10 protein-coding genes and 3 pseudogenes are annotated in these 12,543 nt (G+C 62.5%); 10 read left to right on the top strand and 3 right to left on the bottom strand.

The window, feature by feature from the left end; all coding sequences use genetic code 11:
- Window positions 1–104: 104 nt before the first annotated feature.
- The gene (locus AARI_RS01590) at window positions 105–725 is read right to left on the bottom strand and encodes a TetR/AcrR family transcriptional regulator (protein ID WP_013347629.1); all 621 of its coding nucleotides are present in this window, start codon (window positions 723–725) and stop codon (window positions 105–107) included.
- Between the two features lie 90 nt (window positions 726–815).
- Here AARI_RS01590 and AARI_RS01585 point away from each other — a divergent pair, with 90 nt between their 5' ends.
- From AARI_RS01585 to AARI_RS20015, 7 genes and pseudogenes are all read left to right on the top strand, one after another.
- On the top strand, window positions 816–1,457 hold the full coding sequence (locus AARI_RS01585; protein ID WP_013347628.1) for a hypothetical protein: 642 nt from the start codon (window positions 816–818) through the stop codon (window positions 1,455–1,457).
- Between the two features lie 21 nt (window positions 1,458–1,478).
- Window positions 1,479–2,477, top strand: a complete 999-nt coding sequence (locus AARI_RS01580) for a CPBP family intramembrane glutamic endopeptidase (RefSeq protein WP_013347627.1) — start codon at window positions 1,479–1,481, stop codon at window positions 2,475–2,477.
- 367 nt (window positions 2,478–2,844) lie between these two features.
- Complete coding sequence (locus tag AARI_RS01575) at window positions 2,845–3,621, top strand: DeoR/GlpR family DNA-binding transcription regulator (RefSeq protein ID WP_013347626.1); 777 nt, start codon at window positions 2,845–2,847, stop codon at window positions 3,619–3,621.
- Window positions 3,618–4,595 (top strand): 1-phosphofructokinase family hexose kinase, encoded by a 978-nt coding sequence (locus AARI_RS01570; RefSeq protein WP_013347625.1) that lies wholly within the window; start codon window positions 3,618–3,620, stop codon window positions 4,593–4,595. Before AARI_RS01575 ends, AARI_RS01570 begins: the two co-directional genes overlap by 4 nt.
- A gap of 2 nt (window positions 4,596–4,597) precedes the next feature.
- Window positions 4,598–6,595: pseudogene (locus AARI_RS01565) on the top strand (PTS fructose transporter subunit IIABC).
- Window positions 6,592–8,274, top strand: a complete 1,683-nt coding sequence (gene ptsP / locus AARI_RS01560) for a phosphoenolpyruvate--protein phosphotransferase (protein WP_013347624.1) — start codon at window positions 6,592–6,594, stop codon at window positions 8,272–8,274. Before AARI_RS01565 ends, ptsP begins: the two are co-directional and overlap by 4 nt.
- A gap of 53 nt (window positions 8,275–8,327) precedes the next feature.
- Window positions 8,328–8,438: pseudogene (locus tag AARI_RS20015) on the top strand (HPr family phosphocarrier protein); the annotation flags it as partial.
- Between the two features lie 2 nt (window positions 8,439–8,440).
- Here AARI_RS20015 and AARI_RS01555 read toward each other — a convergent pair.
- Window positions 8,441–9,748, bottom strand: a complete 1,308-nt coding sequence (locus tag AARI_RS01555) for an ISL3-like element ISAar23 family transposase (protein ID WP_013347623.1) — start codon at window positions 9,746–9,748, stop codon at window positions 8,441–8,443.
- Between the two features lie 135 nt (window positions 9,749–9,883).
- On the opposite strand from AARI_RS01555, the pseudogene AARI_RS01550 reads away from it, so the two are divergent.
- From AARI_RS01550 to AARI_RS01540, 3 genes and pseudogenes are all read left to right on the top strand, one after another.
- Window positions 9,884–10,063: pseudogene (locus AARI_RS01550) on the top strand (HPr family phosphocarrier protein); the annotation flags it as partial.
- Between the two features lie 127 nt (window positions 10,064–10,190).
- Window positions 10,191–11,495, top strand: a complete 1,305-nt coding sequence (locus AARI_RS01545; protein ID WP_013347622.1) for an MFS transporter — start codon at window positions 10,191–10,193, stop codon at window positions 11,493–11,495.
- Between the two features lie 2 nt (window positions 11,496–11,497).
- A complete protein-coding gene (locus AARI_RS01540; protein ID WP_049862530.1) occupies window positions 11,498–12,124 on the top strand; it encodes a polysaccharide deacetylase family protein in 627 nt (208 codons plus the stop codon).
- Here AARI_RS01540 and AARI_RS01535 read toward each other — a convergent pair.
- Window positions 12,095–12,526 carry an SRPBCC family protein gene (locus AARI_RS01535; RefSeq protein ID WP_013347621.1) on the bottom strand — a complete coding sequence of 144 codons (432 nt, stop codon included), beginning with the start codon at window positions 12,524–12,526 and terminating at the stop codon, window positions 12,095–12,097. The two genes, AARI_RS01540 and AARI_RS01535, sit on opposite strands and share 30 nt — an antisense overlap.
- Window positions 12,527–12,543 lie beyond the last annotated feature (17 nt).

The raw sequence follows: 12,543 nt of genomic DNA, 5'->3' as shown, positions 1-12,543 counted from the left end.
GGCCTTGCCAAGCTCCGATACTTGCCAGAGGCTGTTCGAAGGCATGCGCCTTCACTGTTGAAGCTCCGCTTGCGGACGATTAGGCATTCCCGCACTGGAGCCACTTAGGCCGCATTCCATGTGGTCGTCACTGCGTGTACGGCAAGACGGAGCGTTTCCGCTTCAGCTTCAACCCGTACCGCTTCGGAAGGCAAAGCACGCTCCGTCATGAGGCCGCTGATTACGGTCGCGAGGAATCGTGCCCGCTGCTCAATCTGGCCGGCGGGAATTGCGCCTTCCTCAATAAGCGCACCCAACCACCGCTCCACACGATGACGCCCCATCCGCTCTAGCGCCAGGTAGGTTCTCGTCTCATCTTCGGACGGTGCGGAGGCTACGTACGCCTCATACAAGAATCCCCATTGCTCCCGGGCGCGATCGCCGGCACCGAATTGCGCGAGGAGCAGCCGCAAACATGCGGTCAGGCGCTCGGCCGGCATGAGAGCCCGATCGTTGATCGGATCGTCGGGAATGTCGACGTCGTAGATTCCGGCGATGACAGTGTCGACGAGGGCACGCTGCGTGGGGAAGAAATGCCGCAGCGAACCCGTGCTCACTTCAGCGCGAGCGGCGACCGCCCGAACGCTCAAGCGCGCGGTTGGATTCTCGCCGAGCATCGTCGCCGCAGCGATCAGGATCTTCTCACGCGTGCCCACCTCTCTCGATGCATCAGGCTGGCTGACCATGGCGTCCTCTCGTTACAAAACTATTACAGTGTGCTAGTCTATCCCATTATTGACTATTACGGTGTACTAGTCTGGAAGCGAGGACGGAAAATGAAGTTCAAAAGGTGGCTGAACCATCGCGTGCGTGCCGGATCCGGCGAGCCGGTGAAGCGCCTGCGCTGGTGGCAGATATTCAGCAGGTCCTTGCGCACTATCGCTCTGCCCTCTCCCGATGGGACAGCATCCACCTACACTGTTGATGTTCGCCACGGCGGCGACATGACTGATGGCGTGATCAGGGCCCGCCTCTATGTGAATGGATCGTTGCACTCGTACTCGAAGATGCCCGCGCGCTTCCCGGTCCCAGGCGGCCACATCGAAGTCGCTGCCAACGGCTTCGGACTCAAGCGCTGCCACTATATGCCTGCAGGCGGCAGCGAACTGCAGCTGGCCCCAGATCCCGCATCCGCGGAAGGGCGCCGTGCCAGACTGCATCACAGGCTTCCGGGCCTGAGCCGATTCATCGGCATCATCTCGACCGCACTGGTCCTCGCCGGCCTGTGCATCACGGTGCCTCAGATCATTGAATCGATATCCCAGATTCCTCCCATCGCCGATTCGATAGGCACTTTCACTTCTCCTGTGCAACTCCCGCTCCAGGGCAACCTTTTCATCGGATTCGGGGCCGTCCTTGGCAGCACAGAACGAGCCTTGCGGATGCGATCGAGCTGGATCGACGAACTCGCCAGCTAAGCCCGCGAAAGGAAAACAACTATGCCGAACGCCGCCTCAAACTGGCTCCTCCAAATCGACGAACCGATATCAGCTTCCCGCGTTCCGTCCGCCGCCGAATACCACCGCGTCTACGCGGGCGAAAAACGCAGGATCCCGCGCGGGATCCTCGCGATCGCCCTGCTTCTCGTGGGCTTTGCAGGTTTCGCGCAGCTGTCCCTCCTCGGCGCCCGTCATATCGACACCGAAATCCTCGGGCGTGCCGGCTTCACGCCGCTCCAACAGGCCGCCGGCGCACTCTCTCTGGCCTTGCTCATCCCGTACTGTATGCTGCTGCAACGCCTGCTCTACGGAATCCCCTTCTCCTCGCTGCATTCGGTGGCCGGAATCTTCCGATACGGCATCTTTGCCCGCTCCCTGCTCGCCTTCGGCCCTGCACTGCTGCTCGTCATTGCCGCCGGCTTTCTCGCGGCACCGGCTGATCAGGTTCCGTGGACGGCAGCCGACTTGGTGGCCTACTTCGTGATTGGCATGCTGCTGACGCCTTTGGCAGCGGCCGGGGAAGAGTACGGCTTCCGCGGCTTCATGTTCCGCATCGTCGGAGGATGGGCCCGCGGCGCACGCTCTGGCGCCCTCATCAGCATCATCGTCCCCACTGTCCTCTTCTCACTCATGCACGGCTCACTGGACCCATATACCCTCACCTCCTACCTCGTGCTCTTTGGGTCATTGGCGATCGCCACCTGGCGCACCGGCGGGCTCGAAACCGCCATCGCCCTTCACATCGTCTACAACGTCACAGCGCTCGTACTGGGCACCACGCTTCACGTCGATCTCGGTGGAGCACTCAATAGCCGCGAAGAAATTTCAGGTTCCATCGCCAACCTGGTCCCCAGCGTAGTACTGATTCTCATCACCGCCACCATCTGGTGGATCACAAGAAAATCCGGCCCCGCCCGCACACCTGCACACGTGCGCCCCAGCCCGCGCTCCAACTCGCCCAAGGAACCCGCAACACCTGCCGAAAACGCCACGGACTGAACCGCCGGGTCCTGATGCGGTGCGGATCTCGAGCTTCCAACGCGGCCATGCGTCGAGCGAAGGAGTCGGGAACAACCGGGAACGCCCGCAGGCAGCTGATATACCGAGGTCTTGCTCCTGGGTGCGGTTTCCCGTCAGCTGAGGCCGCACGGATGGCGATTTCCGGAGGACAGGATCGAGTCGCACGCTGCTTTGGTTACGCATATCTCCCAGCGCTGATTCTGCATAACCCCTAGCAAACCCACTCAAAACCAAATAAAGCCAAAAATTCCCCACATTTTCACTTGACGATGCCACACAATCGGGCATAAAGTCATGGAAACACAGATCAATGTGTTGCAGGTCATGAGGAATTGCGGAGGCAAGAATGTTCGCCGAAGAACGACACCGGCTGATCGTTGAGCAGCTGGAAGCTGACGGGAAAGTAACCGTCGCCCAGCTCGCGCAGCGCTTCGATATCACCCGGGAAACCGTCCGCCGCGACCTGGCACAGCTCGAATCCGAGAACTGCCTGCGTCGCGTCCATGGCGGGGCGGTGGCCACGTCCGAAGCCAGCACCCGCGAGGAAAGCTACGTGGTACGCACGACCATCCACTCCGACGCCAAGGCCCGGATCGCGCAACGTGCCCTGGGCTTGCTTCCTGTTTCAGACGCCTCGGTCATCATCGATGCCGGAACCACCACCGAAATCCTCGCAGAGCGCATGGTCAAGGCCAACGCTGGCTCCGGACTGGTGGTCATTACCCACGCCTTGCCCATCGCCTCGGCCCTGATCCATTGTCCCGACATCGCCCTGGAGCTCATCGGCGGTCGCGTCCGCGGCCTGACCGGGGCCACCAGCGGTGCCCGCACCGCGCAGGAGTATTCCCAGTACCGGGCCGACATCGCTTTCATCGGCACCAACGGGTTGCATGCCGGTTTCGGCCTGAGCACCCCGGACCCGCTGGAAGCAGCGGTCAAGCGCGCCTTGGTAGCCAGTGCCCGCCGCGTAGTGCTGCTGGCCGACAGCTCCAAGTTCGACCAGGAAACCCTGGTCCGCTTCGCTTCCCTGGAAGCCATTGACACTCTGGTCACCGACCAGCAGCCCGGAACCGAACTCGCTGCCGCCCTGGACGCGGCCGATGTCGAGGTGGTGGTCGCATGATCGTGACGTTGACCTGCAACCCGGCGCTGGACAAGACCATCGAATTGGCCGCCGCATTGCAGCCCGGTGCGGTGCAGCGGGCCGCTGGCAGCCACCTGCAGGCCGCAGGCAAGGGCGTGAATGTTGCGCGGGTCATCCTCGCCGCCGGGCAGCGGACCCTCGCTGTACTCCCCGGAGCCGGAAACGATCCGCTCATCGTCGCCCTGGCCGCCGACCAGTTGCCCTACCGGGCGCTGGAAATCAATGCTCCGCTGCGCACCAACACGACGCTGACCTCGCCGGATGGATCGACCACCAAGATCAACGAGGCCGGTCCTGAGCTGGACGCGGCCACGTTGGAGCAGCTCTCGGAGCTGGTGCGCGATTCCTGCGCCGGCGCCGATTGGCTGGTCATGGCAGGGTCGCTGCCGCCCGGTGTGCCGGCGAACTACTACGCCCTGCTTACCGCGTCGTTGCGCGAGCAGCTCGGCGCGAAGTGCCCGAAGATTGCAGTTGATACCTCTGGGGAGCCGCTGCGCCAGCTCTTCGCCCACGGCGAGATCCACATCCCGGATCTGGTCAAGCCCAACGCCGAAGAGCTTGCCGAGCTGCTGGGCGAGGACCTGGGCGAAGCTCAGCTCGAAGCGGACCCCGGGCTGGCCGCTCGCGCCAGCTCCAAGCTGCTGCGCCGTCCCGGGGCCGCGGTGCTCACCACCCTGGGTGCGCACGGCGCGGTACTGGCCACTGCCGAGGGCTGCTGGCACGGCTGGCCGCAGCCGATCACCCCGCGCAGCACAGTAGGTGCCGGCGATTCCTCGCTGGCCGGCTATCTGCTGGCAGACACGGCAGGCCACTTGCCGGCGTTCAAGCTGCGCCAGGCCATCGCCTACGGAACCGCGGCGGCCTCGCTGCCCGGCTCCGGCATCCCCACCCCAACCGACCTCCGCATCGATGCGGTCAGCGTCATCGAACTCACCCCAAGGCAAGGATCCTGACCATGAGCGATCTGATCGAAACCCGGCTCGTCACCCTGGATGCGCATCTAGGTTCAACGAGCACCGACGTCATCAAGTACCTGGCCCAGCAGATCACGCAGGCCGGGCGAGCCGCCAGCGCCGCCGAATAGGCCGAGCATGCCTTGGCCCGCGAGGCGAAGACGGCCACCGGCGTGCCCGGCGGCATCGCGATTCCGCATTGCCGATCAGCAGCGGTCACCGTTCCCACTCTGGCCATGGCCCGGCTGGGCACCCCGGTGGACTTCGGTGCCAAGGACGGCCCGGCAGATCTGGTCTTCTTCATTGCCGCCCCGGAAGGCGCCGACAAGGAGCACCTGAAGCTGCTCTCCAAGCTGGCCCGCGCACTGGTGAAGAAACCCTTCACCGCGGCCCTGCGTGCAGCCAGGAGCAACGAGGAAATCGTCGCACTGGTCTCCGAAGTGCTCTCCGATGCCCCCGCCGCACCAGCTGCACCAGCAGCAGCAGCACCCGCTGCCACGGCGCGGCCGAAGATCGTGGCCGTCACCGCCTGCCCGACCGGCATCGCCCACACCTACATGGCCGCCGATTCCCTGGCACAGGCCGCTGAAGAACTCGGCGTTGACTTCGCTGTGGAAACCCAGGGGTCCTCCGGGTCCAAGCCGTTGGATCCGGCATTGATCGCCCAGGCCGACGCGGTGATCTTCGCGGTGGACGTCGACGTGCGCGACCAATCGCGGTTCGCCGGCAAGCCAGTGATCCAGGTTCCGGTCAAGCGCGGTGTGGATGAACCCGAAAAGCTGCTCAAGGATGCCTTGGCCGCGGCCAAGGATCCGGCGGCCCGCAAGGTACCAGCCGGCAACGAAACGGCAAGCGAGCGCTCCACGGATTCTGCCTCCGAGGGGTTCGGCGCTGGACTGAAGCGCGCGCTGCTCACCGGTGTCTCCTACATGATCCCGTTCGTCGCCGGTGGCGGCCTGCTGATCGCGCTGGGCTTCCTGCTCGGCGGCTATGCCATCACTGATGTAGCAGACCAGTACTTGACCGAAAATACGCTGTTCAATCTGCCGGAAGCTGGCTTGCTGGCCTACCTCGGCGCGGTGGCGTTCAAGATCGGCGGCCTGTCAATGGGCTTCCTGGTCCCGGCGCTGGGCGGTTACATCGCCTATGCCTATGCCGACCGTCCGGGCATCGCCCCGGGCTTCACCGCAGGCGCGGTGGCCGGCTTCATGGGTGCCGGGTTCATTGGCGGCATCGTCGGCGGCGTTATCGCTGGCCTGGCCTGCCGCTGGATCAATTCCTGGACCGTGCCACGCTGGCTACGCGGGCTGATGCCAGTGGTCATCGTGCCATTGCTCGGTTCCATCATCGCTTCAGGCCTGATGTTCCTGTTCCTGGGCGGGCCGATTGCCCAGCTCACCGAAGCCCTCAACGGCTGGCTGGCGGGCATGTCCGGCACCGCGGCGGCGATCCTCGGCCTGATCCTGGGCCTGATGATGGCCATCGATTTGGGCGGGCCGATCAACAAGGTCGCTTATTCCTTCGCGGTAGCCGGCTTGGGCGCCGGTTCGGTGGCCGAGAACCCGGCCCCGCTGATGATCATGGCCGCCGTGATGGCAGCGGGCATGGTTCCGCCACTGGCGATGGCCCTGGCCACCGCGGTGTCGCCGAAGCTATTCACCGGGGCCGAGCGCGAAAACGGCAAGGCCGCCTGGCTGCTGGGCGCCGCCTTCATTTCCGAAGGTGCTATCCCCTTCGCCGCAGCCGACCCGCTGCGCGTCATCCCGGCCTCCATGGTCGGCGCCGGCATCACCGGCTCGCTGATCATGAGCTTCCAAGCGATCAGCCAGGCCCCGCACGGTGGTATCTTCGTCTTCTTCGCCATGGATAACACCTGGCCGATGTTCCTGCTGGCCACGCTCATCGGTACTCTGGTCTCAGCAGCATTGGTGATCGTCCTGAAGAAGTTCGTCCGCAAGGCCCCCGTGGGAGCCGTTGATCCGGCAAAGGTCGCAGCATGAGCAAGAAGTTCACCGGAGTAGGCGTCAGTGCCGGACGCGTCATTGGACACGTGCGCCGCATGCCCGAACCAATCCTTCCACCCGCAGACGGCGCACCGTTGCCGCAGGGCATGAGCGCAGAGGAAGAATCCCAGCGCCTGGCCGAGGCATCCAAGGCTGTGGCCACCGGGCTCAAGGAGCGCGCAGCGCTGGCTACCGGAGATGCGCAGGCCGTGCTGAAGGCCACCGCGCTGATGGCCAGCGACCGCACGCTGATCAAGTCCGCCACCAAGCTGGTCACCGGTGGCACCTGCGCAGAATCGGCCATCTGGGAAGCTGCCGATGCGGTCGCCACCCAGCTGGCCGCCCTGGGCGGTTACATGGCCGAACGCGCCGGGGACGTACTGGATGTTCGCGCCCGTATTGTCGCTGAACTGCGTGGCGTGCCTGCCCCAGGCATCCCGGATTCGGATCAGCCCTTCATCCTCGCCGCGGTGGATCTTGCCCCGGCGGACACCGCAACCCTGGATCCGGCGAAGGTCCTGGCGCTGGTCACCTCCGATGGCGGGCCGCAGTCGCACACCGCGATCATCGCCCGCTCGCTGGGCCTGCCCGCTATCGTGGCTGCGCCGGAAACCACCGAACTGGCCAACGGCGATTATGTTTTTGTTGACGGCATCGACGGGTTGGTCATCACCGATCCCACCGAAGCCGAAGAGCACTTGGCAAGCACCTACGCCAACAGAGAGGTCCTGCCGGACTTCTCTGGCACCGGAGAACTCGCAGACGGCTACCGCGTACCGCTGCTGTCCAATGTGGGCAGTGGCGAAGACGCGCAGCTGGCTGCCGCCGCCGGTGCCGAGGGCGTTGGCCTGCTGCGCACCGAGTTTTGCTTCTTGGGCAAGGAAAAAGAACCCACCCACCAGGAACAGGTTTCTGCCTACGGCGCAGTCTTCGCGGCTTTCCCCGGACAGAAGGTCGTGGTGCGAACCCTGGATGCGGGGGCCGACAAGCCACTGCCATTCCTGACCGATTCCAGCGAGCCAAACCCTGCACTGGGTGTTCGCGGCTACCGCACCGACTTGTCCAGCCCCGGTGTGCTGGAGCGCCAGCTCAAGGCCATCGCCCAGGCGACCAGCGAGCATGAGGCAGATGTCTGGGTCATGGCCCCGATGATCTCCACCCCGGCTGAGGCGGAAGACTTCGCGCAGATGGCCAAGGCCGCTGGCTTTGCCACCGCCGGTACCATGATCGAGGTCCCATCGGCCGCAATTCTGGCCGGCCAGATCCTGCAGCGCTGTGATTTCGTTTCCATTGGCACCAACGACTTGACCCAGTACACCATGGCTGCGGACCGCCAGCTCGGTACCTTGGCCGAGCTGAATGATCCATGGCAGCCAGCCGTGCTGCACATGGTGGCCGCGACCACCGCCGGCGCCCAAAGCGCCGATGGCAAACCGGTAGGCGTGTGCGGCGAAGCCGCGGCTGACCCGGCCCTGGCCGTGGTGCTGGTGGGTCTGGGTGTGACCACCCTGTCCATGAACAAGCGGGCCCTGGCCCCAGTCTCCGCGGTACTGCGTACCGTGGACCTGGCCAAGGCTCAGCGCTTGGCCAAACTGGCCTTGGACGCGCCGTCGGCTGAGCTTGCCCGCAGCGCGGTGCGTGCAGAGCTGGGCGAGTTGGACCGTTTCGGCCTGTAGGCCATTAGAATTTATCCCCAAGCAACCGCTCACTAGATCCCAAAGGAGCCACCATGGCAGAACGTACAGCAATCATCGGCAGCCGAGTCGGCCTGCACGCCCGCCCGGCAGCAATCTTCGCCGAAGCCGCAGCAGAACTTCCGGTAGAGGTCACCATAGCGGCTCTTCAGGATTCAGGGTGTAAACGCGATCTAAAGCCACCGGTTTCCAACAATGACCGTGCGATATAGTGCGTCAAATTCGTGAACCCCAAAGCGATACCCCGCAGGTGCTCCAACCGCCCATTGAGTGCTTCAGTAGGCCCATTGGAACTGCCAATGTGATCAAAATACGCGAGGATATCCGGTTTCCGCCTGCGCAGCGTACCACCGAGTTTCTTCAACTCCGGTAAACCCTTCGGCACTTTGGTACCGATCTCGTTGATCAGTTGTTCCATGGCCCACTTCCCGATCTCGGGCTTCTTCTGCCGGTAGGCATCAACCATCCTCTGGTAAACGCTCCAGACCAATTGCACAGGCTCGTGCTTCGCAACGTTGAACAGGTCTTCAACGCGCTGTTTCTGTTTCTCTGTGGCCAGCGATAAACCTGTAGTCAGCGTACGCCGGCACTTATACAGCGGATCATCTTTCCGGCCACGCCGCCCATATTGTTCACGCTGAACTCGTTGTCTGGCCTGGTCCAACGCCTCGGAGCCGAGCTTGACCACATGAAAAGGGTCCAAGACTTCTACGGCTTGGGGCAGTTCCTCAGCAGCAGCGCTTTTGAAGCCGGTGAACCCGTCCATCGCGACCACCTCAACATTGTTTTTCCATGCTTCACCGCGTTCAGCAAGCCAGGTCTTGAACACGGCCTTGGAACGTCCGGGAATCATGTCGAGCAATCGTGCGGTGCCAGTGCCAGCCTTCACCGGGGTGAGGTCAACAATGACCGTCACGTACTTGTCTCCACTTTTGGTATGCCGCCACACGTGCTCATCAACTCCCAACACTTTGACTCCGTTGAACCGGGTTGGGTCATCTATCAGCAGGCGCTGGCCTTCGGCCAGCACTGCTTCGTTGGCGGTATTCCAGGTGACACCGAGCCCTTCGGCAATCCGTGAGACTGACAGGTGCTGGGTGACTAGCCCGGCCAAAGCCCAGCGTAGCCCGGTCCGGCTGATTTTCTGTCGTGGCGCTACCGCTTGGCTGAGGTCTTCACGCCAGACTCGTTGGCAGTGGTTGCAGCGGTAGCGGCGGTGCTTGATCACCAGGACGGTGGGCCGCCATCCGAACGGTTCGTGGGCCAGGCGCCGGGTGACGGTATCGCGTGGATTTCCGGGCGTTCCGCACGTTTGGCACCATGGGTCAGGGTTGGTCACTTGGCAGAGGATCTCAGCTTTCTTCGGCGTGAGGCGCTGCCCGATGGCGGTGAGTCCCAGTCCGTCAAGGTTGGTGAAAGTCGTGAGATTTGCGGGGGTATAGATAGAATGGTGCACAGTCGAGGTCTCTAGAAATGGTTAGTGTGGTAACTTCCATTCTTCTGGAAGGCCTCGACTTTTTAATGCATTGACGACATGCCCGGGATCCGGGGTGTTGGGTTTAGGTGGCTACACTCTCAATTCTGAAGAGCCACCATAGCCCTGGAAGGAGAGCCAGCGGACGAGGCGCTGGATGCGTCGAGCATCCTCTCGCTCATGGGCCTGGGCGCAGAATACGGCACCACCGTGGTGCTGCGTTCCGAGGGTGAAGGCGCAGAAGCCGCACTGGATCAGCTGGTAGCTATCTTGGAAACCGACCACGACGCCGAGTAGCTCTTAACTTAAGAAATTCGGGGAACAAGCCTAGGCTTGTTCCCCGTTTTTGTGTCCGAAAATACTGATTGACAGAAGTCAATCACTTGCCGGATGATAATACCTACGCACTAACGTAGGAGTTTGAATGAGCGCGCTCAAAACCACCGCGCTGCGCCTGATCAAGCCCTTCGCAATCCGCGATTACGCCCTGCTGGCCAGCGCACTTGTCCTATCGACCTTTGCCGCTGGCATGTGGACCGTGGCTATGGTCTACCAGGTGCGCCGCTTGGACGGCGGACCGGTAGAACTGTCGATGGTCGCCACCGCCAATGCCGTGGGGCTGCTGTGCTTCGTCCTCTTCGGCGGCATCATGGCCGACCGCCATTCCTGCCGGCGCATCGTAGTGCTGGTGGAAGTCTTTTCCTTGGCGCTGATGAGCACCACCGCAATCCTGGCCATCAACGGTGTCCTGGAACTATGGCATCTGATGGTGGCTGGATTCCTCGTTGGCGCCGGGGCGGCCTTTTTCTACCCCGCATACTCGGCGTTGCTTCCCAAGATGCTTCCAGCCGACCAGCTGCTGGCCGCCAACGGCCTGGAAGGAACCATACGCCCGGTAGTCCACACGGCGCTGGGCCCAATGACCGCCGGTTTCCTGGTGGCCGCCCTGTCACCAGCGCACGCGATCATCGGGCTTTCGCTGGTTCACTTGCTCGCCTTGCTGATGCTGCGCAGGATCCCGAAGCGCGAGGCCTACAACAGGCCGGGTGCTGCCGATGGCCAACCGCAGCCGGGCATCTTCCGCCAATTGCGCGAGGGCATCGGCTACACCGTGCGCACCCGCTGGCTGCTATGGACCTTACTCTTCTCGGTTATTTCGGTGTTCACCTTCATCGGCCCCTTCGAAGTACTTTTGCCCTTCATCGTCAGCGATAACCTGCACGGGGACGCGAAACTTTTCAGTTTCGCCTTGGCCTTCTTCGGTGCCGGGGCAGCGGTGGGTTCACTGCTCATCGCCTCTGCTAAATTCCCGCGCCGGTATTTGAGCCTGATGACCGCTTGCTGGTGCTTGGGCACCTTGCCGCTGGCTATCGTCGGCTATGTCGATGAAGCATGGATGCTCTTTGCCATCCTCCTGGCATTTGGCATCACCGACGCGGTGGGCATGGTCATTTGGGGTACGCTGCTTCAGCGCCGGGTGCCAAGCAATCTGCTCGGGCGGATTTCCAGCCTGGACTTCTTCGTTTCACTGGCCTTGATGCCGCTATCCATGGCGGTGGCTGGGCCGTTGACCCAGGTCATGAGCCTTCAGGCGATATTCATCATCGCCGGAATCGCGTCGCCGCTGTTCGGCATCATTGCCTGGCGGGCGGGAAAATTCGCCCAAGATGAGATCGCCCATCCATTGCGCGATGAGCCGGCACTGCAGGAAGTGAAACGAGCGGAGTGAAAATGAACAAGCTGGTTGCGCTGACATTCGATGATGGGCCGGGCGAATATACCCATCGTCTTCTCGACGCGCTGAAAGCGGCGGGAGCCGTTGCCACCTTCTTCATGATCGGGCAGAACGTCAGCGCCTATCCCGAAGCTGTGCGACGGATGGTTGCCGAGGGGCATCAGCTCGGCAACCATTCTTGGGACCATCCGGATATCAGGACCTTGAGCGAGACGCAGCTCGCAGAACAGCTGGAGCGCAGCAGTGCCATGATTGCCGGCACAGCTGGCATATGGCCTGAAGTTTTCAGGCCGCCCTATGGGCTGCACGATCCGCACCAGGATGCGCTCATCGGCTACCCGCTGGTGCTGTGGGATGTTGATACGCGCGATTGGGAGCACCATGATGCGGACCAGGCCTTCAGAACTGCCACGGACCAGACCAGAGCAGGGTCGGTGATCTTGATGCATGACATTCATGAAAGTTCCATCGACCTCGTCCCGCGCCTTGTTGCGGCGCTGAAGTCAGCTGGCTATACCCCGGTGACCGTCAACGAGCTCTTCACCGGCCAGCTGCAGAACTCGGTTGCCTATCATGCTGCCGGCACTGATGGCTCAGGGGGCTTGTTCGGCATAGAACCGTAGCTGATCGAGCTTGTCGCCTTCGCTCTCGCGGATATTCTGGGCTAGCGCTTCGCACTGCTCGACGCTGAGATCAGGGTTGATGATCGCCACCTGCAAGACTACTTCGGTCTGCCCGGCATCATCTTTGAGATCGTATCGGTAGGACAGCCCATCGGGATTCTCTGAGGTGTGCAGAATCAGCAGGCGATTCTCGATCAGCTCATGAACCCGGTACAACCGTTCATGCCCTGCGACTCGATAAGTGAGGTTGGTGCCCACTTTGAGTTCGGGGTCATCGGAATGCATGGAGCCGATCCCATGGATCCACAAGGGTGTTGCTGCCCAGTCTGTCAGCAACTCCCAGACACGATGCACCGGAAGATGGATAACCACGGTGCTTTCAAAAACACTGAACTGGCTCATACCCGCATCGTTCCACT

Source organism: Glutamicibacter arilaitensis Re117 (genome assembly GCF_000197735.1).
Taxonomy (GTDB): Bacteria; Actinomycetota; Actinomycetes; order Actinomycetales; family Micrococcaceae; genus Glutamicibacter; species Glutamicibacter arilaitensis.
The sequence above is the reverse complement of the archived record's forward strand: the minus strand, read 5'-3'. Positions and strand labels throughout refer to the sequence as shown.